General features: G+C 45.7%; 20 protein-coding genes and 1 riboswitch. Of the genes, 1 reads left to right on the top strand and 19 read right to left on the bottom strand.

Annotated elements, in window-relative coordinates; all coding sequences use genetic code 11:
• Positions 1-35 precede the first annotated feature (35 nt).
• The 17 genes from BK575_RS04450 to BK575_RS04375 form a co-directional block, all read right to left on the bottom strand.
• The gene (locus tag BK575_RS04450; protein ID WP_078409084.1) at positions 36-1,547 is read right to left on the bottom strand and encodes an S-layer homology domain-containing protein; all 1,512 of its coding nucleotides are present in this window, start codon (positions 1,545-1,547) and stop codon (positions 36-38) included.
• 277 nt (positions 1,548-1,824) lie between these two features.
• Positions 1,825-2,571 (bottom strand): YdcF family protein, encoded by a 747-nt coding sequence (locus BK575_RS04445; RefSeq protein WP_078409083.1) that lies wholly within the window; start codon positions 2,569-2,571, stop codon positions 1,825-1,827.
• A gap of 157 nt (positions 2,572-2,728) precedes the next feature.
• The gene (locus tag BK575_RS28305; RefSeq protein ID WP_169907533.1) at positions 2,729-2,884 is read right to left on the bottom strand and encodes a hypothetical protein; all 156 of its coding nucleotides are present in this window, start codon (positions 2,882-2,884) and stop codon (positions 2,729-2,731) included.
• 79 nt (positions 2,885-2,963) lie between these two features.
• Positions 2,964-3,431 carry a hypothetical protein gene (locus BK575_RS04440; protein WP_078409082.1) on the bottom strand — a complete coding sequence of 156 codons (468 nt, stop codon included), beginning with the start codon at positions 3,429-3,431 and terminating at the stop codon, positions 2,964-2,966.
• A gap of 315 nt (positions 3,432-3,746) precedes the next feature.
• Positions 3,747-5,144, bottom strand: coding sequence for a hypothetical protein (locus tag BK575_RS04435; RefSeq protein WP_078409081.1), 1,398 nt, complete (start codon positions 5,142-5,144; stop codon positions 3,747-3,749).
• Positions 5,134-5,538 carry a DUF2304 domain-containing protein gene (locus tag BK575_RS04430; RefSeq protein WP_169907531.1) on the bottom strand — a complete coding sequence of 135 codons (405 nt, stop codon included), beginning with the start codon at positions 5,536-5,538 and terminating at the stop codon, positions 5,134-5,136. The genes BK575_RS04435 and BK575_RS04430 overlap by 11 nt, the downstream gene beginning before the upstream one ends.
• The gene (locus BK575_RS04425; protein WP_078409079.1) at positions 5,535-6,254 is read right to left on the bottom strand and encodes a glycosyltransferase family 2 protein; all 720 of its coding nucleotides are present in this window, start codon (positions 6,252-6,254) and stop codon (positions 5,535-5,537) included. Before BK575_RS04425 ends, BK575_RS04430 begins: the two co-directional genes overlap by 4 nt.
• Positions 6,217-7,614, bottom strand: coding sequence for a murein biosynthesis integral membrane protein MurJ (gene murJ, locus BK575_RS04420; RefSeq protein WP_169907529.1), 1,398 nt, complete (start codon positions 7,612-7,614; stop codon positions 6,217-6,219). The genes BK575_RS04425 and murJ overlap by 38 nt, the downstream gene beginning before the upstream one ends.
• A gap of 14 nt (positions 7,615-7,628) precedes the next feature.
• Positions 7,629-8,480, bottom strand: a complete 852-nt coding sequence (locus tag BK575_RS04415; protein WP_078409077.1) for a polysaccharide deacetylase family protein — start codon at positions 8,478-8,480, stop codon at positions 7,629-7,631.
• An 11-nt stretch (positions 8,481-8,491) separates the two neighbouring features.
• Positions 8,492-9,661 (bottom strand): carboxylate--amine ligase, encoded by a 1,170-nt coding sequence (locus BK575_RS04410; RefSeq protein ID WP_078409076.1) that lies wholly within the window; start codon positions 9,659-9,661, stop codon positions 8,492-8,494.
• A gap of 56 nt (positions 9,662-9,717) precedes the next feature.
• Positions 9,718-11,715 carry a glycosyltransferase family protein gene (locus BK575_RS04405; protein ID WP_078409075.1) on the bottom strand — a complete coding sequence of 666 codons (1,998 nt, stop codon included), beginning with the start codon at positions 11,713-11,715 and terminating at the stop codon, positions 9,718-9,720.
• A 15-nt stretch (positions 11,716-11,730) separates the two neighbouring features.
• Positions 11,731-13,338 (bottom strand): hypothetical protein, encoded by a 1,608-nt coding sequence (locus BK575_RS04400; protein WP_078409074.1) that lies wholly within the window; start codon positions 13,336-13,338, stop codon positions 11,731-11,733.
• Entirely contained in the window at positions 13,335-14,300 is a 966-nt protein-coding gene (locus BK575_RS04395; RefSeq protein WP_078409073.1) for a hypothetical protein, read from the bottom strand. Before BK575_RS04395 ends, BK575_RS04400 begins: the two co-directional genes overlap by 4 nt.
• A 1-nt stretch (position 14,301) precedes the next feature.
• A complete protein-coding gene (locus tag BK575_RS04390; protein WP_078409072.1) occupies positions 14,302-14,715 on the bottom strand; it encodes a hypothetical protein in 414 nt (137 codons plus the stop codon).
• Between the two features lie 41 nt (positions 14,716-14,756).
• Positions 14,757-16,559, bottom strand: a complete 1,803-nt coding sequence (gene pelF, locus BK575_RS04385; protein ID WP_078409071.1) for a GT4 family glycosyltransferase PelF — start codon at positions 16,557-16,559, stop codon at positions 14,757-14,759.
• 52 nt (positions 16,560-16,611) lie between these two features.
• Positions 16,612-16,695, bottom strand: a riboswitch (cyclic di-GMP riboswitch).
• A 64-nt stretch (positions 16,696-16,759) separates the two neighbouring features.
• Entirely contained in the window at positions 16,760-17,671 is a 912-nt protein-coding gene (locus BK575_RS04380) for an NAD-dependent epimerase/dehydratase family protein (protein WP_078409070.1), read from the bottom strand.
• A gap of 229 nt (positions 17,672-17,900) precedes the next feature.
• Complete coding sequence (locus BK575_RS04375) at positions 17,901-19,865, bottom strand: hypothetical protein (protein WP_078409069.1); 1,965 nt, start codon at positions 19,863-19,865, stop codon at positions 17,901-17,903.
• Between the two features lie 335 nt (positions 19,866-20,200).
• On the opposite strand from BK575_RS04375, the gene BK575_RS04370 reads away from it, so the two are divergent.
• Positions 20,201-20,800, top strand: coding sequence for a YdbC family protein (locus tag BK575_RS04370; RefSeq protein WP_078409068.1), 600 nt, complete (start codon positions 20,201-20,203; stop codon positions 20,798-20,800).
• Positions 20,801-20,871: 71 nt separating this feature from the next.
• On the opposite strand, the gene BK575_RS04365 is transcribed toward BK575_RS04370, so the two are convergent.
• Complete coding sequence (locus BK575_RS04365) at positions 20,872-21,711, bottom strand: YitT family protein (protein ID WP_078409067.1); 840 nt, start codon at positions 21,709-21,711, stop codon at positions 20,872-20,874.
• A gap of 296 nt (positions 21,712-22,007) precedes the next feature.
• Complete coding sequence (locus BK575_RS28300; RefSeq protein WP_169907527.1) at positions 22,008-22,169, bottom strand: hypothetical protein; 162 nt, start codon at positions 22,167-22,169, stop codon at positions 22,008-22,010.
• Between the last annotated feature and the right edge of the window lie 82 nt (positions 22,170-22,251).

The following is a 22,251-nucleotide window of genomic DNA, read 5'->3' as shown; positions in this document are numbered from 1 at the left end:
CGGATCAGTACGTCCTGTACAAGTAATTTCGACGGTTATTTTTCCCGATCTTTTTGAACATCCTCTTTAATGTAAGCTGAAGAAATATAACCTGCTGTCTTTTGATCTGCCGTGCTGACACGGTACCATACAAATTGATTTTGACTGTTCAGGTTTTGATCATATACAACGTTTCCTTGAATGATCAAGACGGTATTTTTGGCTAACTTACTGCTAGCAGAAGAAGTGCTAGGTTGTGCCCTTAAATTTACATCATCTGTTACAACGACTTTGTCTCCTGTTTTAAAAAAGTAGGCAGAAGTATGTGTCTCATCCGTTAGTGTATATTCCATCTTTCGGAATACAATATTTTCGCTGCTGTTAGGGTCATATTCAAAGTCAGCTGTATGAAAAGGGAACTGTCCTAATTTAGGACCGTTTAATTCAAGGTTTTTATTTAAGAAACTGTCGTTTTCAATATGGGTAAAAACTTGTTCTTGGTACGCGTTTTTATTTTTCTCTCCAGTTTTCTGGACAAGAGGACTGTTTACAGGTTTGATACCGTTGTAAGCCATGACAGGGAAGTACCAGTTTTCAATTACCTGCTGCCCTGCACCTTCTATTTTAGGAAGGTCTCCTCGATTGTACATCTTGCTAAGAATGTCAACGCCTGCCTTGATATTGTAGTAGATGTCGTATTTTAATTTCTGTTGATCGTAGTTTGATTGATTGGTAATTTGCATGAGACCAATTCCGCCATCTGCAGAGATGACAGGCTCACCGTTCTCATTAAATTGTTTCCAACCACCACTTTCTTGGGCAGCCACAGCTTTTACAACTTCAGGAGGAATTCCTTTTTCTATAGCCGCATTCGTCAGTAAACAGTTCATGTGTTGGAAAGAAGGGTTGGTATTTGGCTTAATTTCACCATACGATGGGCATTTGGTAAACGTTTTTGACAATGCACGATACATAAAAGTCGCAAATTGGCCGCGAGAAACTGGTTCTGTTGGACGGAATTCTTCTACTGTTGTCACTTCGTGTTGAGAAAGAATTTGGATATACTTGCGGGAGTCAGGACTCGCTTTATCTAAATCCTTTACGATGCTTTCTTTCCCCTCAACAGCTTCTAAGTCAAATGTTTCTACGATTACTTTTGCCATTTGTTGGCGAGTTAAGTTAGAAGCGGCATTAAATTTGCCGTTAGAACCAGTGAAAACACCAGCAGCTTTCATCTCAGATGCTGCCTTCACTAATTCCTGATCAGAATGGTTGGCTGGAAGGTCCGTAAATACTTGTTCCACTTTGCCTTCACCGGCCAAGTAACGAGCAAAAATTTTCGCCACTTGACCGCGAGTGATCGATTTTTCAAGACCGAATGTACCGTCCGGAAGTCCGTTGATCATTCCTTGTTCCGTTAACGCATTGATTGCTTCTGCATGAGTGTGTTTAACAGGAACATCTGAGAAGCCTGCTGCACTTGCTGCCGTTGGAATAAGGGAGCCGGCTAAAAAAGCTGCGGTGGCAGCAGAAGCTAAAAACTTCTTCACTTTCTTGTTTTTAAACATGAGTAATCCTCCTAGCTTGTTGTTAACCTCTATGTATCTATCTCACTAGCTGCTAGAATGATAATATCATGGCGGATTATGGAAAGAAACTATTTTGACACTGAATGGTTGAAAGATAAACACCAGTCTGAAAGCATGAGGATTGTGCTAGGGGCAGGAGTTCTATTACTTCGTATTCTTTATTTCATCACATATCATGAAGGGTAGAGCATATTTTAGACACTGATTAGGATATTACTTTTTTAATCTATAATAAAATGGTGACCGAAAAAAACGGTCACCATTGCAAGGACATTGTCAAAATTCCGAGATATTCTTTTAACGCAATGCCTGTGTAAGTGGAGCTCGTCGGAACGAAATTGTTCGGATGGGCCTCAAGGGCAAAGCTCTTTTTATAATCGGTCGGGTACGGCTGTGCCTTCAGCCCGGCCTGCGCAAAATTGCGCACCGCCCGCTCCATATGAAACGCAGATGTAACGACGATTGGCCGCTCCCATTTCTGCTTATCCATGATTTCTTTCGTATATAGGGCATTTTGCTTCGTATTCAAGCTTCTCGTCTCCGTCAGGATGTTCTCTTTCGGCACCCCTAAATCGATCAGCTGACGTTTGGCGATGTCCGCTTCAAGTCCCGAATCGCTGTAAACCGAACCTCCCGACACAATGACCGGCAGTTTCGTTTCATGATAAAGCCTCGCTGCCGTCAGCAGGCGATTGGCCGCAGATCCGGATAGATGGCCTTCCCCGGTAATGTCAGGCGTATCGGACGTCGCCCCGCCCCCAAGCATGACGATGACATCCCCTTTTACGACCTCCGGCGGCTCATATCGTGCCTCCAACGAATGAATCAGCCTGTCTCCCACATACGGAGTCGAAAACACATATAAACCGATCGTCACCAAAGTCAGCAGTTTTCCTTCCCATCTCCCCTGACGATACAACCGGATACTCAACCACAACAACGCCAAAATAAAAATCCCCGGCGGCAGCAAAAATCCATAAACAAACTTCGTTATGTATAACATCAATCCAAAACCTCCATCGTCCATTATACAAGGAAACTTTCTTCTGTGGGGAGGTTTTGGTTACTAAAAAAGGGAAAAAGAAACAGGCTCGCACATAAGCCGACATGAAAGAAGATATGCGGGTGAGCCAAAAGCTCCCCCCGCATCCTTCATGAAGCTACGATTTATCGGCAATCATATCGTGGTAAGGCAGAATCAGCTTTTCCACCTTTTCGTAGCTCAATGCACTGATTTCTTTCAATAATCTTGGAATGGCTTCTTCAGGATAGCCGTAGTAGCGAAGCAATTGTTCCTTCTTCTCTGCATGATCCATGACGAACACCTCCGTTATATATCATTCCCCATTTTATCAAGACACTAGCTGGTATTTTTACGTGATGATGGCATGAATGTCATTTTTGGTAGCTCCACAGCACCTTCCATTCCCCTTTTTCCTTTACGGCAAAGACATCTTGCTGCAAATCGAAATTTCCGTATTTGCCTTTATATGTTTGGATGACCGTTATTTTATATACATGTTTCAGCGGCTTTGCACCCTTTTCGATGCTCCAGCTGTCCAGCTTCTCAGCACTATCCATCGTAAACGAAAAAGTTTGGACGCCAAAATGGTTCATGAAGACATGCGCCCTGTCCTGCAAATAATGACCTTTTGGAAATTTGGCTTTCATCTCGGTATGAAACAGCTCCCACGACTCGGCAAAGGCCCCTTCCTGTTCATATGTATAAAACTGTTGGACGACATCCTTTGCCTGGCGTTCACCGGAGAAAAAGCCGGCGATCACCCAAACGAGACCCCCTATCATCAAAATCCCCAATACGAGCGGCAAGATGTTTTTCGGAATTCCCCTTCTTCTGCGCATTCTCCCGCACTCCTTTGTAAGAGGCTGTCTCTTCATGGATATTCAGTAACCTCATCAATTATCCCGCCTGAATGGACAGCAGGTCTCTCAGTGCTTAAAAGTTCACGATTATGAATTATAAAAAAGAGCGATTCTTCCCATAATGAAGAGGAAAAGCCGGACGTGAATCAATAAGGAGTGATTTCAATGGAAGCGCAAGGGAATTTTTTCGCCGGTCTGCTATGGGGAGCATCGCTGGGCATTCCGTTATGGATTTCTTTTTTTGGGTGGGTGAAGCTGCTTAGCCGCATTTTTTGATCTTAATAGCCGGACACTCTATCCATCCAATACGTCAGCTACATAATTTTCGGAGGCCAGATAAACGAGGTAATTCTTTTCCTTGCCCAATTTTTTCGCGATGGGCAGGGCTTTTCGTTTTTCCTCCAATGAGGCTTCAAAGAGTAAAAAAATGCGAATGGAGTGCTCCTGGACGAGGCGGTCTAGCCGCGTCAGCATAAAGTCAACCCACTCTTTGCTTTCTTGAAGGGTCAGCGGCGGATTCTCCCATACGATTCCGTCAATCCACGGGGCGGTCCGGAGAAAAAGCGATTCGATCCCATTATTTTGGATAAATAAATGATTTGGATATAACAAGTCCATCGTATAAAACAGATTGCTTAGTGCATCCATTTGATCGGCTTTTAACGCGGATGGAAGCTCCGCGAGCTCCAAATCTCCGACCGTATCCAGAAAAAGCCCGTCTGTACCCATTGAATGCAGACGATATCTTGCTTCCGTCAATAAATAATCCATCCACCTTTTGGAACGAAGATTCATTAAATACGTACCGAATGAATCGTTCCTGATCTTCCGCCCATTTACGGACAAAAAGTCTTCCTTTTTCAATGAAGCGAAAATCGGTTCAGACGGGTGGACTTCGATCAGACTGAGATAAGAGAAAACGAGCGTTTTTCGGTTTTGTATAGATTGAATCTCTTCAGGCCTCATCCCTTTCGGTTCGATGATGGCAATATCAAAAAAGGAAAGCTGATCGGCCTTCCCATATCCGTAATACAACGCAAATGTTTTGGACATATGCAGTCTATCTCTGCGCAAGCTGTTGACATCCACACTTGCTTTCCCCTTTTCCTCGGAATGACTCTTCCCGTATTCTTTCCAGCGTTTCCGTACACCGAAAGCAGAGATGGGGTGCTTTTCCATAAGTACCGCGAATTGCCTGATCCATTTCCATTGCTTCTTGGTGATCGTCTTAATCGGACCGATTTGGATGATGGTCCTTTCATTTATGACCATATTCAATAACGTCACTTCTCCTTGTTGAATGACGGCGGTCTTTTTCAGATCCTCATGGCAAGGAAGGCTGAGCGGTGGATGGTACCGTTCTTTTTCATATGGTACGAGGCCGCTGTAGGATGGCCCCACCTTCAATCGGGCATCCTCTTGAATGCGGACAGACTTTAACACATATTGCCCGTTTCGCACGTCTAATCGATACAATCCATATGTCGGGGCATAAATAGCTTCCTCCGCCATTTGCAATACCCGGCTTACATGGTGATCCAGGTCGTGAAACAGACCCACCTTCAGCAGCCGTTCCATCGACTGGCCTTTGTTTTTCATGATTCGCGCTTGGAATAGATATAAAAAGGCGAGGAGCGTAATGCTTCCCATGAATACAACCGATACATACAGAATGAAGAGGTCATCCATCATCGTCACTCAAATTCCTTTCTTTATCAGCTTGCGGACATGGATTGTGCGGCGCTGACGGTTCCTTTCCTTCATGATCATAGAAGGCCATATGCTGCGCCAAATCCTTGATTTTTTTGTTCAGCTTGGTCATTTCCATCGACTGATGCAGATTATATACCCATATGACAAGAATCGATAAAAGAAATAGAAGGGACGGAGGATAATCGATTCCTACCCGCCGGGCCATATGATCCAGCATGTCCGGATTGCCCGACAGCAACAGAACGCACCCCCCTCCCAACAGCCAAACAACCGAATATTTTTCGGTGATTTTACGGCGAACCAGCAAATATAAAATCATCATGAAAGACAGCACACCGCATAGAAGCAAAAAAGCCTCCAATTTTAGGTTCATTCCGCTCCCTCCTTTTTCAGCCATTTACAGCGGAGCCAGACGATGATGATACTCAATACCACTTGGGCGACATACAAGACCGGCCTAAAGCCCGCATGCATGCTGATGCCGTGCTCCCTGTTTTTCATGTTTACGGGTATTTCCACCAGATTATATTCTCTTAAAAGCAGCTCAATGATAAAATTGCTGTCGGGATATTCATTGGGGAAAGCATGCGTAAATCGGCGGTATACATTATGCTTATAACCGCGAAAGCCGGAAGTCGGATCGGTGATCTTCGCTCCCGTTATAAGCCAAATGAGGAAGCGAAAAAAGAAAATGACCAGCCTTTTCGATACACCGGTTTCCATTCCGCTTTTTCGTAAAAAGCGCGATCCTAATACAATATCAGCACCTTTATCGGAGAAAGCATGCAGCATATCCCCCACATAGTGCGGATCATGCTGGCCATCGCCGTCGAACTGGATGACGATGTCATATCCTTTTGCTGCGGCATATTTGAATCCCGTCTGCAAAGCCGCCGCATAGCCCAAGTTCGTCGGATGGGAGATGACATATACCGGGAATGCCTTGGCGATGTTTTCCGTTTCATCCGTGGAGCCGTCGCTGACGATGAGAATGTCCGCATCCGGCCGGACATCGGTAAGAGACTGTAATACTTTTTTTAAGTTTCCTTCTTCATTGTAGGCCGGAATCAAGATCAAATGCTTTTTCATCGACTAACCTCCTTGGCATATGACGCTGCCATTCCCTTTTCAAATAAAACAGAAAAAACGTACAATTGATAACCGAGCCGACAGCCGCACCATATCCAATAGCAGCCGCACCGTATAAAGGAACCAAAAACCAATCAAACAAAATCGATGTACAGCTCGATAACATAACAGCAATCAACGGCTCTTTCATTTTATTTCGCGCGATGAAATACCTTAAACAAACAAGAGAAATGCTTTGTCCCGTTATGGAAAGCGCATATCCCGACAAAATGCTTGATGTGATCAGGACTGATTCCCTATTGAACGCCCCCCTTTCAAACAAAAGAGCCACGATCGGCTCCCCAAAGAAAAAGAGAAGCGAGCTCGCGAATATGGAGATGGGCGTACATAACCATAAAGCTTTTTTCATTTGCAGGCGAATGGATGAATACCGCCGCAATGAGGCGTCCCGGGAAAAGTCAGGCAAAATGACGGTCGTAATCGCGGCCACGAATACCCACACCGGAAATTGCGCCAGGCGATACGCATAGCTTAAAGAGGCGATGGTCCCTTCCTGCAAGCGGGCTGCGAGTAAACGTTCCACCACCAATACACTCTGCGAACATAATAAAATCAATAAATAAGACCAAAACGTACGTAAGATGACGGCCGCATATTTGCCAGCATGACGGCCGGCCTCCTTGCCGATGTTGACGCCGAAATCCAACCTCCGGACATGATGCCATGTGTACAGCAATTGACACATGGCCGCCGCTGTAATGCTGGCGGAAAGGACTGAGCCTCCCCGCTCCGGCTCCAGAGCCGCCAGGGAGCACGATAGAGCAGCCAAAAGGAACATACTGTTGAATAGAACAGGACCGGAAGACGGAACAAAAAAGTTCCGATCGGACTGCAGAACGGAAGAACCTATGAATATAAAAGGAAAAATCAGCATGAGCGGAATGAGAATGATATAGTATTGAACATGGAACGATCGAAAAGACCCGGTCAGTCCTCCTCCATATACCTCTAAAAGCGGTTTACCGAACACCAGCAGTACGATGAAAGGCGGTCCCATCACGATCACGATCCATACGGCCAGCTTTCGGAGCACCAGTTTGAGCAGAGGAGTATTTTCCTTCGCGATCAGTCTCGAAAAAACGGGGATACAGGCAACCCCGAGAGCGGAGGCCGCCAAATTATTCCCAATCGTATCCGGAATGAAATAAGCCAAAGAAAAAGCATCCGCTATATCTGATGTTCCCAAGTATTCAGCCAGGAGCACATCTTTAAAAAAAGCACTTGCCGCCAGCAGCATGTTCATGATGACAACGATGGAAAGGGCATTTCCTTTCAAAAGGCTCCAGCCGTTTTCAGCCATTATTCTCCACCGTTTCATGACGTCAAATCGATGGAAGAATAAGAAGGATTTCGTAAGCTTTCTCCCATTGTTTGAAAAGAGAAAGACTGAAGCAGCCCTTCCATTTTCGTTTTGGTCGAATCGATGTTATAGGAGTGGACAAACGAAACGAGAGGTCCTTTTTTCACGTTACAGGCAGCTTCATCGAACTCCCATGGATGCACATACACGACGCCCTCTTGCCAGCGGTTCACCCGTTTCATCGCCTGCTTCACAAGGAACAATGGCATACACCTTAAATAAAAGCCCCCGGCAAACGGGATGCGAAGGCCCGCCAGCTTCATAACCGTCGGCGGAATTTCGAGGAGCTTCAGCCGACGTCCATTGATCACGGGATAAAATGGCTTGCACGGAATTCGCAAGCTTCCTGACAGCGGTGTCCAAAACGGCTGCAAGCTCGAATCCCCCAGGTACCCCTCCTCTTCCAATATTTCCAGGCGGTCCGCTCTTTCAAAAGGGATGGACCATGAAGGCGCCCGGTAAAACAGGACCGGCTGCCCTGTCATATCCTCCAATAATGCCTTGGAAGTACAAACATCTTCCCTGAACCTTTCGTCGGACAGCGTTCCTGCCAGCTCATGATACATGCCATGCGAGGCAATTTCATGCCCCTTTCCGGCAATCTCTTTCACTAATGAAGGGTCGTTTTTCGCCACATATCCAAGAATGAAAAAAGTCGCCTTCACATCGTACCGTTCAAACAGTTCAAGGATAATGCGGGTGTTTTTCGCGACCGTCTTGTCGCATTGATCCCATTCATTCCGCGGAATCTTCAAGGCGTTCGCGTGATACCAATCCTCTACGTCAACCGTCAATATATTCTTCATCACTTCAGCTCCTATAGATGACGCTTGAACATCTTCTTCCACATTTCCTTTTGGAGAGAATACCGCAGGCAGGCCAAAAAGAAGCCCAGTGCCGGCAGCGGGTCGGAAACGGAGAGAATGTCATCATATACGTTTTTTGCCTTGCCGCTAAAAAAGGAAGGGTGCATCCGGAAACGATCAGGATTTGTCACGTAATGCAGCACGTCTCCCGGGAGAACGTTGCGGCAGCGGATTCCCTCTTTGTACCAGCATTGCTTTTGAACGTCCCCCCGTACAGCCAATTCGTATAACATATACGGAAAATCGATGCCCGCTTGGATAGCGCACTGTAAAGAGTTCCAAAACCTCGGATTGGCCTCCATGAACTTCGCGGTCCCGTCCCTCGGATCGATCATGAATTCCAGTTCGATCACGCCATACCAGGGCAGTTTGCTCATGAAGCGAAGACTCTGTTCGACCAATTCGTCATGAATGACACTTTCCTGGACGGTACTTGGGCCCATCGGAATCGGGAAATGCCGGATCTCCCGCTGGACAAATGCACTTTTCATTTCGTGATGCTGATCGAACAATAAGCAAACATCGAACCGATCCCCCTGGGGAATATATTCTTGAATCATCGGGCGTTCATATTGCAAAGCCGCTCGTTTGTATGCTTCCAGCAAATCCTTCCCCTGCTCCACGACCTGGATTCCTCTTGAACCCGAGCTTTTTCGGGGTTTGATGATGACGGGAAAGGCCAGATCAATCATTTTCACCCTTAATTCTTCCAAGGATTGCGGAATATAGGTGCCGGGAACAGCCAATCCCGCTTTTTCGGCCAGCTGAACCGCTTCGTATTTATCTCTTGCTTTCCAGTAGCTTTCAGATGGAGGCAGAACGAGCCTGCATTTTGTCTCCCATTTTTTTCGATTATGCAAAGCGATCTCTACTGCGGCATCGTCCATCGGCAAAAAAACGTCCCACCGCTGTTTCTCCACATGGGTGTCAAACCATTCCGCAAATCGGTCCGGGGCTTGTTCCGGATCGGGATAAATGAACGAGCGGCGGCAAAATTTCGAAAAGGCGCTTGAATTCCATCTCGTTTTCTCGCCTACCGTGACGGAAATTCCCTTTTTGCCAAGAGAGCGGACAGCGGCGAGCGATTTCCGATGCAAGCCGTCCGTAATGAACACCGTCATCCCATCCCCCCTTTCTTAACGCGCGGCACCGCCATGATCCGATGCCCGGTCTTTTTCTAAGCATCTCTCCATAAATGTTTAATCCCCTTTTTCTTCGGCTGCACAATATGGAAATGATAGACGATGAAATTGGAATCTTCATAATAGACCTTGACTTTATAATGATGGGACATATAGGTGTCGAGCCATTTTCGTAAATTTCGGTTATCTGTCTCCCGCTGCTCATATTTCGGCTCTAAAAGAGAGTAAATGCTGTTTGTCTCGGATACTCGAAACACCGTTTTTTCATGGAACACAAAAATATCGGGCGGAATGTTTTGATCGGGTTTTCTCTCTCCCTTTTTCGTTAACGGAGGCTTCGCCGGGTCGTATACGTTCAGAAAATCTTCCATATACATATGAATTCCGTTTCCCAATACGGTCGAATAGCCTTCATCTTGGGATACGATCATCCACGTTTTCGGGAGATAGGCATCCCGGATGCGCAAATACTGCTCCACCGAGGCGTCCCGCTCCATTTTGTAGGCGTAAATGGGAGAAGGCTTCAGTTCAACGGCGGTAAATAAGATCAGCCCGCATAGGATAACCCCTTGCATATGCCTTTTCGCGAAAACGGCCGGGGCGCACCGGCAAACGGCAAACACGCCGACCCCGAGGCATACCGGAATCGTGATGGCCCACAAATCGACGGATCGTGCACTAATAAGCACGCTTTTCGTGATGTTTCCGCCGGCAAAGTAAAGAAAGAACACGGAGATGCCGAGCAGCAGTGAAAACAGGCTGACAAGCCGTTCCTTTATCGTCCTCCTCCCGCTGATGGAAACGAGCAGGAGAAACGGGAAAAAGGAAAGGGTCACATAGTCGATCGCATGGAGCTGTGCAAATCCGATGTCCGTTTGAATGGTTTCTATCAGATAATTAGCCGACGAGCTGTGAACATTCTTTCCAAGCAAATAGCCGATCCCTAATGGCATGATGGAAATGACGACAGACAGCAACGCGTATCGGACAACGGGAACGATTTGCGGCCAGCCGTTTTTTCCTTGCACGAATAGACCGGCAATCAACAGGAGGCCTATGCTTATCCCGAGATAGGCAAAAGCAAGGGAATGAACGAGCCCCGTAACGGCCGTTCCCATAAATGCGGTAACAAGTGCCGCCTTCTGCCGCTTCAGCATATAAAGCACATAAAAATAGAGGACTGGAAACAGAAAGACGAACGCGAACTCCTGTGAATTCGTTCCAATCTGTCGTTCGACCGCTCCTAACAGCAGCCACTCTCCCCATAATCCGTAAGCCATCGCGGCTGTAATCCCCGCCAGAAAACTGCCTGTCAGGCGCGCCGCAAAGAAATAAAATCCGAGAACGATGAAAAACGTATTTAACGGCCCGGTGTATTTCAAAATGTACATCGGGTCGATCGCGGCGAACTTCAGCAAGGTTGCCAAATAAATATGGAATCCTTGCGGGTAGATGCCGTCATGAAACAAGATCCTGCCATTGATGTATTTCATCCACGCCAATGTGACATAGCTGTCGGATAAAGGCGGGGCTGCATGGATAAGTGCGTCATAAAACCGGATGAAAAGCGAATAGCCAAACACAAACAGCACAATGAGCACTTTCGGGAGCCGCCCGGCAGATGCGTATGTCTTCGCTTTTTCTTTCACCGCTGTCCGCACTTCACCTGAAGCCATCTTCTTTATTTTTTTATGGATGGAAAAAAGACCGTCCAACACATCGAAAAAGCGGAGCGTCCATTTGAAAATGGAGTATTTCCCATCCATCGCCTTTAACTGAGGCAAAAACAGTACAACCATCACGACCGTATAGATAAACAGCAAGGACAATACTTCAAACAGCTTTGTGATGACGAGGGCATACCCGAGTATGATGATAATGAAAACGGCGCGGATGAAGTTGGAAACGGTCTGTTCGACTCTACGTTCAAACTGGCTGGGAAAAATGAGAGAAGGAGCGAGAACTCCTATGACCCAAAAGGAAAAACCATAATGCAGAAGGTGATAGATGTGATTCAAGAACGATGCATACATGATCCGGCAGGCCTCCTAAGACGCAGCATAAAGATAATAATCGACATTCTTTATCACCTTGCGAACATAATAGGTTGTCACAACACTCATATAGATCGTTCCGAGCAAAAGGCCAAAAACTGCGTATTGATAATGAAACCACCTCGTTAAAAGAAAGCCTGCCAAAATGTTGATCAGCAAAGCCGGCAGGATGGCGTAAATCACCATGTTCGGCTGGGAAAGGGCGAATAAGATGACGGCATTCATTAAGCAAATCGATAAAATCATGTAGGAGAGGATTCCCCAGAACAGAACGAATTGCGTGACATCGCTCGCCAATAAATCTTGCTCTCTTATATAAACGGACCATTCATTGTAATAAAGGGCGAATTTGTAAATGCAGATGGCACTCAATACGGCCGCTATGATGATGACGGCGAACATGTTTTGGTATTTGCGGAGAAAATGCCGGTACATGTTCTCGCTCTCTATCGCCAAGTAGCCTTTTTGACATGCTTCGAGATCCCGCATTAATTTGGATACAATGACTTCGCTCACTCCCATCGGGATAATGAGAGCCAGCAAGGCAAAGTCCAAGCCAAGTTCATACGTTCCCCTGAACCAAATCACATACGGCATATACTCTTCATTGGCCGACCATGCATTTAATCGGTCTACAAATAAAAAGGTGAAATAAAGAAAGCCGTAAAAGAAATAGCCCGCGACCGAATAGATGGTAATGGAAACCCGCGGCAATTTAAGCGATATGGCCTTTTCCGACTTGCGCTCTTCTTTCTTAAAGTAATATAAAATCAGCAGCATGCTCATGACCGACACGATACAAAGGGAAATAACCTGTGAGACGATGATATCGAGACGGACGAGTTCAAAGAGAATGAACACGATGAAAATGCCGAAAATGATCAATCCCGTAAAGGCGATTTCCTTTTCCAGAATGTACATGACCGTCACCGACAGCCAAATGGCATTCAGGAAAAAGAAATAAACGATAATATAAAGAAGCATTTTGTAAGGAAAAAAATTGAATATGACATTGCTGAAGAAAATCAACAGGCTGATCAGTATGCATATGAGGAAGCCGATCCGTATAAAGAGGAACGTATTTTTCTTCGCCAGATTGTAATAACCTTGTATCATGTAGAAGAAACCTCTTCGGGCAATGGCCTGTGTAAAGCCTCCGACCGTGATAAAGCTTAAGATCGTCCCGATTGCAATGGCGGTGGCCTGTTCCAGCGACAGATGCTCATACGCCCATAGAGAATATTGCAATGTCAGCATGGAGATGACCGATACAGCCATCGGAAAGGCAAAAATCAATCCCCTTAGGAAAGGGCGAATAAGTTGAATCATGACCTGCTTTCGTGAAGGCTTTTCTGCTGATGCAAACGAGGTGTGCACGATGCTGCCTTCTGCCGCTTCCCATATTCGGGCAGACAGTTCGAAGAGATCCTCTGCCCCGAACTCTTTCAAGGCACGCTCATCGTTCCAGCCCATCGATTCTAAAATAGCTGCAATTTCATAGAGGTCCTCAGGCTGAGTGCGGCCCTTTAGCACTTCCTTCATGAACTCATCGAAATTCTCTTGTTTACCATGCGGGAAAGAAAAAAAGGTGCCATCCTTCATGTCTCCGACTCTCCCCATTCCGGGATTTTCATATGGATGATCAGCTCTGCCAATACCCCTTCCCGGCTTGCTCTTTCGACTATGTCACTCGTGATCTTCGTATGTTCGGCAACAAGAAGATGTCCATTCAGGTCATATAAGTTGGCCCCCGCTATTTTTCCGACAATATACCTTTTTTTGATCATGTCTATCTCTTGTGCCGTGGCCTGCCCTTTTGCGGCTTGGTTTTTCTCCGCTCCGTGACCTGCCGCTGAAGGCAGGCCATCCCCGATTTCCCATCCCTCCTCGGTCGTCCGCTCTCTCTTCTCTTCCGCTCTTTCCGGCACCGGAATGGGTTCACCGTTCGACTGTCCCTTTTCCACCTTCATCCTTCCTGAATCATTGCTATCGCTAAGTCCCTTTTCCGTTTGCAATAAAGCTTTCGAAGATGAAGAGAGATCGACATCACCCCAAAAGGATGGATGTGGTCCATTAGATTGTTGTGGAACAGCGGGAGGGGAAGAAACGGGATTGAATTCTTGTTCCTCTTCATCCAGTGGGCTTTTGGATTCATCCAAACTTTCAATAACCGATTCAAACTGGCGGACCATTCTATTTAACAGCTTATTTCCGTTCTCAATTTCACGTTCTAGCTGCTGACACTGCCTTAAGATCATTTCATTCCGTTCGCTAAACTCATCGTAAAGCTTTTGGATTTCGTCTTCTGTCTGCCTTTCCAGCGCGGAAATGGAGAGCGGCATGAACGTCTTCGCTTGAAGAATGAGATTGTATTTTTCTTCATTGGACATCCGCTCTTCCACGGCTCTTATTTCTTTCTCCAATTGACGGTTCTCGTTACTGACTGATTGAATGTGGGCATCGAGTTCCTTTAATTCATTCGTGAAACGGCGTTCTGTGTCCTCAAAGAAGCGGGAAACAACCTTTTTATCCAGTCCAAACAGGCATTCCGCACGCTCCGTCATTCTATCCCCCTCCTATCCTGGATAAGGTGGACTCCAGCTGCTGCAAGCCCTCCTTTAATCGTGAAAACACGGCATCCCGCTCAAGATGCTTAGCGGTCAGCATCTTCATTTGTTTGTTCCTTCTATCTTCCATATGCGCTTTTGTTTCTAAGAGCCTGTATGAAAGCTCAAGATGTTTGCGTAAAAGAAGCTCTGTCATTTCGGATTTGATGGAATGCTGATTAAAAGGCTGTTCCTCAAGGTATTTCAATGTTTCTTTTAATCTCGCATTCTCCTCCTTTATGTTAGCCAGCCGGTTTTCGCGCTCGTTTTTTTCGATTTCATGCCGTTTTTTCATTTCTTCGAAGCGTGCCTGCACATATGTTGCTTTATATCCATATAACGCCCGCTTTCTCCATACTTCTCTCGATTTCATCGCTTCTCCCTCCATTAAACGGTGAATGATGCCGTACTTTCTTATACTGATACATGCTGAAGAACAAGAAGGGCCTTTATCCGTTCCACTTCATTCATCGCTTGATCACTCCTTCCCAATGCATCATACATCCCGGCAATTTCCGATAAATAAACGGGGACGGATGGAGATGCCGGATTTTCTTCAATGGCTGAACGAAAATGGAAAATTGCCTGCTCCACATGACCGAGTTCCATGAGAGCGTATCCTTTTTGGGCGAGCAGCCTTTGCCGCTCGTTTTGATCGGGAGATTTCTTGCTGCAGGCTTGAGGCAGCTTATCCTTCCCTTCTCTCGTATAGAGGCGATTGGAGGTCTTCGCTTTCTCTCTTTCTTTGATTTCGGAGTGTAAAGCAAGTTTCACATAGCTTTTAAAATGCTGTTCGAGCACACGCCCCAATGTAAAATAACTCAGCGCCCGTTTCCTCGCCTTCTCTCCCAATTCTGCCCGCAAATTTTCATTGATTAATAGGGAGATAAGGCCGCGCGCCAGCTCCGCCTGATTGCCCGGCTCTATCAATATTCCCGTTTCGCCGAGCGCTTCTTTAATACCCCCGACATCTGTCGTAACAACCGGTTTCCCTGTCATCATCGCTTCGACGACAGAATAGGGAAACGCTTCTGAAATGCTCGACAAGGCGATAACGTCACCGGAATGATACGCCTGTTCTATATTGCTCGTGTGCCCCGCAAATATGAAGGTTTCTTTCAATTGAAGCGTATCGCATAGAGCCATGCATTCCTCATAATATTCAGGTACGGAAACAGAACCATATACGATGAATTTTACATGAGGGATTTTCTCTTTTACGATAGCGGCCGCTTTCATCAATGTCACGATGTCCTTAATCGGATCGATTCTGGCCACCGTTACGACTGTCGGATTCTCCCTTTTTTGGGGAGCCGCTTCCGTAAAGATTGTTTTATCCACCCCATTATAAATAACTTCCACCTTGTCGGCCGGAACGCCGAAACGGCTTTCCCACCTTGTGTTGTAGTGACAAACGGGAGACACTTGATCGGCAAATTCATAATTCAATGTCGTAATGGAATGAATGAAACGAATTAAAAAGGTATTCAAGTAAGAAGAGAGCTTCCTTTTTCCAAGGGATAGGTATTGTTCCCGTAAATAAACGCCATGTTCGGTCAACAAGAACGGTGTCTTATGCTCAAGTTTTGACAATACGCATGGAATTCCGCAAAATGCCGCCGCTGATGCATGGGTAACATGAACTCTTGGCACGGGTGTATTCAAAATGTTTAAAAAGCGGTACACCCATCCAAGACTCTGAATCAGCCCATAAACATCCGGCTGGGAAATGGGGAAGTTTTTTTCGTTCGCTTTCTCGATCACGAGCTTTTTGAAAACGGACCATGTAAGTTCGGATTTGAAGCTGACTTTATATTCATATTCCTGGAAGAAGCGGTGGAGCTCCAGCAATACACCCCCAAGTTCAAGCGGGTTCTTCTCCACACTCAAAATATGGACAATAAGCTCATGAAAGAGCGGCAAAAAACGAGTGCGAATGACTTTGTTTGTTGTCCGTTTTTTCTTCAAGTAAACTAAAGAAAATGGTGCAGGCAAATGCTCACACGGCTCCTCCGTTCCCCATAGAGGCATTTTAATCAAATCCGATTGTATGGGAAGACTAAACTTTTGCGTAATGAACGGATCCATCATGACACTGTAAACGATATATTCGATTTCATCCATTTTTTGGACCAAACTATCGCACCACGTACTGACGCCGCCTTGGTTGAACGGGTATGTTCCCTCTGTCGTTAACAATACTTTCAGCTTATCCATCTCTCATCACTCAGCTTTCGATTTTGGCACAAAAAAAGACCATATTATTATCAAAATAATTGGCCGGTTGCACTACTTACTCCAGGTTATTAAAGTGCCCACATACAAATAACCCTTCAACGTATCCATATAAGGGATGAAGATGCTGGCTTCACCCATTTATTATCAGAGTATTCATATAAAAAATTCAATATTTCACTTTATTCGAAAAAATACTTTATCGTTCTTTCCAATCCTTGCTCGAAGGTTGATTCCGCCTTCCAATTCAGCATTGTGAACGCTTTGGTGGAATCTAAACAGCTCCTGTAAATGTCACCATCTTTAGGACTGACGTACCGTACTTCTAACGCAGAGGGCTTATACGGTTTCAACATGGAAACAAGCTGATTGATGGAGCATTCTGTGCCGGTGCTAATATTGAGTATCTCATTATCTCCGCCTCTCATCGCCATTATGTTGGCTTTGGCCACATCCTTCACGAAAACGAAGTCCCGCGTCTGCTCTCCGCTTCCATACACGACAGGCGACTGCTTTTTTAATAATCGATCAATAAAAAGCGAAATCACTCCAGCCTCCCCCTGCATGCTCTGTCTCATCCCATACACGTTACTGTACCGCAAAATGGTGTACGGAAGCTGAAATCGGTCATGGAACTGCTTCACATAAGCTTCTCCCGTTAATTTGGATAGTCCGTAAAAAGAAAGCGGGGACAGCTCATCCATTTCTCTTATGGGAAACGAGGCAGGATTCCCGTATACGGCGGCCGATGAAGCGTATATGAACTTTTGAACATTATGTTTAGCGGATTGAAACAAAAGATTAACGGTTCCTAAAACATTTGTTGAAGCATCGAACATCGGGCCCTTTTGCGATTTCGAAACAGAAACTTGTGCAGCCTGATGAATGACAATGTCCGGCTTTTCTTGCTGGAACACCCACTCCAAATCATTACTTCGAATATCCATTTGATAAAAAGCGGCAGAAGGATGGACAAACTTTTGATTTCCCGTACTTAAATCATCAACCACCACTACGCTATTCCCTTCTTTTATGGCTGCTTCACAAATAAAGGAACCAATGAAACCTGCTCCCCCCGTAATGAGGACCTTCATATCATTTTCTCCCCTTATCCTCCCTTATGTGATTAAGCGTCAGTAGATAAAAACTCCCGAAATAGATTCTTTAGACCTATCATCTCCTCCGCTCTTATATCTAAAGTATGTGTTATTCTTGATATTAAGACATTATTTTTTATCATGAATGTGCTCTTTCATTTAAAAATTATTTTTGGGCATTCACATATAAAAAAAGGTCTTGAAGTGGAGCTTCAAGACCTTTTTATCAGCTGATCATCACACCTCCGGCCCGTTCAATACAGCCTTTGACGATTCCGTAAAGGTCACGCAAAAACGGCTCGCGGATGAAAGCTTCTTGTTCGGCAGGAACGAGTTTGGCGAGTGTTTCCTGCCAGTTTTTTTGTCCATCCTCTTTTTCTATGGCCGGACATAGCTCTTCCTGGGCATATGCCAGCAAGTCTTGATGGAGAAAAAAGCAGATTCGCTCGATGGTCCGGTCTTTTTCCGCATAGGACGCTTCTGACAGTGACCAGCCGGACGGGTCTTTAATGAAAAAGCGGTATAACGCCTCACCCATGCATGAGGCAAAGGCGGCGGCGATTTGTTCCCGCTTTTGAATTTGCCCGCAAAACCGCTTCGCCCCTTCATAAATGGCCAGCGATACGGCGATGCTGACATAAATGGGGTGAACACGGCTTTCCCCTTTTGGAATCGTCGACTTTTCCAAAGCGTGCGTCAGTCTTTGCAGCGATTGAACCGTTTGGAGATCCGTGGAACGCCCGATAATATGGAGTCCGTTTTGCCGGCAAACACGGGTCAATGTCCTCGCCGCCTGTTCTCCTAATGTATCACCGATCGTTTCAATGCGTTCATTTAGTGAACGAAGAAGATGCTCGCACCTTTCCTCATATGTGCGGAGGCGGTTCCCGCTGATGTCATCCACATCGGTGAAAACGATCGAAAGCTTTTCCGTTTGGCCGGTAATGACCATTTCGTGCCATAAAGAAGACGGGGTGAGAGCGCCGCCCTTTTCGACCAAAACGGCTGCATCTGCCGCTGTTATTTTTTCGATTTGCCAAGCGGAAAGATGGCCGCCGGTCACTCTTCGCTCCGTTATCATTAATTTCGGAAACCCCTGTTCGTGAGACAGGGGACGAAACGGCCCCTTTAAGCGCATGCCTTCCACTAAAGACGACAGCTGCTTGCCGTCAAACGCCGGATCGTCACCGAATAGCTGATACAATACTTGCAAAAAGTAAGCGCGGTCTTTCGTTTTAAAGCGCCAGCAAAGCGGCCAGTCGTCTTCATGATACATGATATTCCCTTCTTCCAGCGCTCCAAAATTCCTCTCCACTTCTTCCACTAATGCTTCTGCAAGCTGCATGCAGCGAGCATCCCGCTCCCATGTCTCCTTGAACGACTGCGGTTCGGCAGCGGCATCCGGTTTGGAAAGAATCGCTTGCCGAACCCTTGACGCTTCCGATTGAAGTGCTTTGACGTAAGGAGCCCATCGTCGCAAATGGACTTTTTCATAAGAAGCCGGGAACCACCCGTACAAATTTGAAACCGATGAAGGGAGGAAACCAATTAAACTGCGAAGCATCCCTTCTTTTCCCATAAGGGCATCAATCATTTTTTGCTCCGAGCTTTCCAATGCATACGCCATCGCCGCCTGAAGGAGAGCCTCTTCAACATAGGCTTTTATCTTCATGAACGGAACGAAGGTGACGACCGCTTCATAACATTCTTGATCGGCCAAAAGCCATTCCGCTTCATAACGGACGCTGTCAGAGTAACCGGCTGCCGGAAAGGGTTCCGCTTCCTCATTCAATCCGAGAAGCTGCCGCAGCAAGAGCGTTTTTCCCGTTCCTCTATCTCCGATCAATTGGATGTTGGCATAGCCCTCCTCGCTTTGAAACGGGAGGCAGCTGTCGCGGACTCCCTCAAACGACGGTTCTTGCCATTGCCCGTAGACCGCGGCGACAACCCGCTCATCAAATAATGTTTTCGCCTTCATTTTCGCTTTCGGTGTCCAGAAGTTTTCATCCGCCACTAAATCTTGAAGCTGCTTTCTGAGCTTTTCCGCTTCTTCTTCATCTTTCGTATTGAGCCCTATCCGTACAGGTTGTCCCTTTTTGCCGTCCGCTGCTTTGCGAAACGGGTGCTCAAACATAACACACCAGCTTTTTCCGTTTTGCGAACGGCTCTTTTTCACCAATTCCACCGCCATCTTTTCGACATCCCCCTTATCTCCTCATTCATCATTTGTCGCCTAGATTCATATAATGCTAGAAAAGCGGAAGGCGCCTGCTTATCTATGCTTTTCTGTTTTTTCTCTTGGATATTCTCCCGTATAAGCGGTTATCCAAACAACTTGAATCTGTCCTCAAAGGTTAGAAAATTTGGCATGGCCGTTCTTTGGTCATGTCCAATTTTCTAAATCAATCTATATACTCAATATATGAAGGAAGCAGAAACGGTATGCCGTAAGAACTACATTGAATTTCGTACCGGCAAAAGGGTTTTTTCAAAATTATGTAGAAAAAGTAAAGAGAGGTGATATTGATGCTAGCGAAGATGATGACATGCCACGTTCACAACGATCAAAAAGATGTATTTTCTTATAAACAGCAGCATTGGGCGGCCCTTGCCCATGTAGACGGGTTTATCGGGCAGCTCGGGGGCTGGAATCTGGAACAGCAAGAGGAAGCGTTTGTATTCGGTTTATGGGAAAACGAAAAGTCATACCAAGATTTCATGAAGCATACCCACGACTCCATTTTTTATAAAAGCGGGCAAAGGTCGACGTACCATCATTTGCATGTCGACCTTTCCAAACAAGCTGTGACGCAAGGCGGGCGCTACAACTTTTTCCGTTCGAGCGCAATTGAATCCCGTTATATGATGGTCACCACATGCCAGATTCGTGAAGGCCAGCCCTTCACCGTCAAAGAGCTTACAGACCAACTGACACACTCCAACTATCGCTGTCTCTTCCATACGGCCGCACCGGTCACCCCCGAGACGCTCACGATCGTTTCATTATACAGTGTAGCCGTTCCGGATAAAACGGCCGATCAGCTTCTCCATCCCGCTGTCTCTTCCATCACACAGCACCTTTACAAACTTGAGCGCAATTGGCTCGTGCTTAAGGATCCTTCCTGATGGTTCATCTGAAAGATCCATCTTCCTTTCATGGTAAAACGGCAACAAGCCAGGGGGATCCCCCTGGCTTGTTATGATTTTGAAATATCCAAAAACCCTTCTCCGAATACATCACGCACATCATGGATGGCGATGAACGCATGTGTATCGGTTTTCTTCACGATTTTCTTCAGCTTGACGACCTCTTGTTTGCTAATGACGATATAAAGAATGTCTTTCGATGCTTTTGTATAGTACCCGTGGCCGGAAAAGACCGTCACCCCTCTATCCATCAACACGTTGACTTGTTGGGCAATTTCGTCCGGGTGTTCCGATATGATCGTGACTGCCTTTTTCGGGTTCAATCCTTCAATGATGAATTCCATCACTTTTGTTCCAATATACAGCATCATAACAGTCAGCATTAAGCCTTCCGCCCCGATAATAAAATAAGAAGAGAACGCCACGATTAAATCGAAAAACAACAGGCCGTGACTAATGCTCCAGCCAAGATATTTATTCGTGATTCGAGCCAGAATGGTCGTACCTGCCGTCGTACCCCCGACTCGAATAATCAACCCGATTCCGACACCTGCAAATATGCCGCCGAATATGGCATTCACGACGATTTCATCTGAAACAATTCTCCAGCTTTCGGTTAAATGGAGAAATAGAGAATGAAATATGACGGCCATGATCGTATAAATCGTTGTTGTCTTGCTCAAATATTTATATCCCACGATCAATAAAATCGCATTCAAGATTAAACTGACCAACCCCGGAGACCATTCGAACAGATAATATAAAATGATCGTAATACCCGTCACTCCGCCTTCACCGAGTTCATTCGGAATAACAAATAGATTGATAGCCAATGCAAAAAGAAAAGACCCCAATAAAATAAAAAGAATATCTGTCACTATTTTTTTCATTGCTTACTTCCCTGCCTTTTTACTCTTATATACATTAAACCCAGTATTTCACCACTCTATCTTACCATGAAACCCTGTGAACTCCTGTAAACTATTTTTTCGCACTACTTTTAATCTATGGAACTACTACGGATTCTGATTATTTGTGGCACTATTGGGCAAAGGACGTCCTGTTGCTACATAACTCAAAGAAGCTGGGTCAAAAAAGTCGTTGATCAACGACCTTTTGACCCAGCTCCTTCATTTATTAATTAAAAGAGGCGGCCTAAAAGCAATCATATTAACTACTTTTCTGCTTAAACAGCCTCTAAAGCAAAGCATTCATCATTATAGTAAACAACTTCGGAAAGAATTTTGCAGCCTTTCATTTTCCCGAACGCTTCCCGCGCTTCTTTTTCGCTGTCGAATTCAAACATGGTCGTATCATTGTCTGTTGAATACAGGGTGATCACCCACATGAAAAAATCTCTCCTTCTTGTTAGCTGTTAGCCTTTAGATCCTAACTCCTAATCGCTAAATCCTGATTGCTAATAGCTATTA

The sequence above is a fragment of the Priestia abyssalis genome (assembly GCF_002019595.1).
Classification (GTDB): domain Bacteria; phylum Bacillota; class Bacilli; order Bacillales; family Bacillaceae_H; genus Bacillus_BA; species Bacillus_BA abyssalis.
Note: the sequence above shows the minus strand (reverse complement) of the source record. Positions and strands in the feature narration are given on the sequence as shown.

Excerpts from the sequence above, each read along its gene's own strand:
- BK575_RS04450 (WP_078409084.1), bottom strand. The coding sequence starts at position 1,547 with ATGTTTAAAAACAAGAAAGTGAAGAAGTTTTTAGCTTCTGCTGCCACC.
- BK575_RS04445 (WP_078409083.1), bottom strand. The coding sequence starts at position 2,571 with ATGTTATACATAACGAAGTTTGTTTATGGATTTTTGCTGCCGCCGGGG.
- BK575_RS28305 (WP_169907533.1), bottom strand. The coding sequence starts at position 2,884 with ATGGATCATGCAGAGAAGAAGGAACAATTGCTTCGCTACTACGGCTAT.
- BK575_RS04440 (WP_078409082.1), bottom strand. The coding sequence starts at position 3,431 with ATGCGCAGAAGAAGGGGAATTCCGAAAAACATCTTGCCGCTCGTATTG.
- BK575_RS04435 (WP_078409081.1), bottom strand. The coding sequence starts at position 5,144 with ATGATGGATGACCTCTTCATTCTGTATGTATCGGTTGTATTCATGGGA.
- BK575_RS04430 (WP_169907531.1), bottom strand. The coding sequence starts at position 5,538 with ATGAACCTAAAATTGGAGGCTTTTTTGCTTCTATGCGGTGTGCTGTCT.
- BK575_RS04425 (WP_078409079.1), bottom strand. The coding sequence starts at position 6,254 with ATGAAAAAGCATTTGATCTTGATTCCGGCCTACAATGAAGAAGGAAAC.
- murJ (WP_169907529.1), bottom strand. The coding sequence starts at position 7,614 with ATGGCTGAAAACGGCTGGAGCCTTTTGAAAGGAAATGCCCTTTCCATC.
- BK575_RS04415 (WP_078409077.1), bottom strand. The coding sequence starts at position 8,480 with ATGAAGAATATATTGACGGTTGACGTAGAGGATTGGTATCACGCGAAC.
- BK575_RS04410 (WP_078409076.1), bottom strand. The coding sequence starts at position 9,661 with ATGACGGTGTTCATTACGGACGGCTTGCATCGGAAATCGCTCGCCGCT.
- BK575_RS04405 (WP_078409075.1), bottom strand. The coding sequence starts at position 11,715 with ATGTATGCATCGTTCTTGAATCACATCTATCACCTTCTGCATTATGGT.
- BK575_RS04400 (WP_078409074.1), bottom strand. The coding sequence starts at position 13,338 with ATGAAGGATGGCACCTTTTTTTCTTTCCCGCATGGTAAACAAGAGAAT.
- BK575_RS04395 (WP_078409073.1), bottom strand. The coding sequence starts at position 14,300 with ATGACGGAGCGTGCGGAATGCCTGTTTGGACTGGATAAAAAGGTTGTT.
- BK575_RS04390 (WP_078409072.1), bottom strand. The coding sequence starts at position 14,715 with ATGAAATCGAGAGAAGTATGGAGAAAGCGGGCGTTATATGGATATAAA.
- pelF (WP_078409071.1), bottom strand. The coding sequence starts at position 16,559 with ATGGATAAGCTGAAAGTATTGTTAACGACAGAGGGAACATACCCGTTC.
- BK575_RS04380 (WP_078409070.1), bottom strand. The coding sequence starts at position 17,671 with ATGAAGGTCCTCATTACGGGGGGAGCAGGTTTCATTGGTTCCTTTATT.
- BK575_RS04375 (WP_078409069.1), bottom strand. The coding sequence starts at position 19,865 with ATGGCGGTGGAATTGGTGAAAAAGAGCCGTTCGCAAAACGGAAAAAGC.
- BK575_RS04370 (WP_078409068.1), top strand. The coding sequence starts at position 20,201 with ATGCTAGCGAAGATGATGACATGCCACGTTCACAACGATCAAAAAGAT.
- BK575_RS04365 (WP_078409067.1), bottom strand. The coding sequence starts at position 21,711 with ATGAAAAAAATAGTGACAGATATTCTTTTTATTTTATTGGGGTCTTTT.
- BK575_RS28300 (WP_169907527.1), bottom strand. The coding sequence starts at position 22,169 with ATGTGGGTGATCACCCTGTATTCAACAGACAATGATACGACCATGTTT.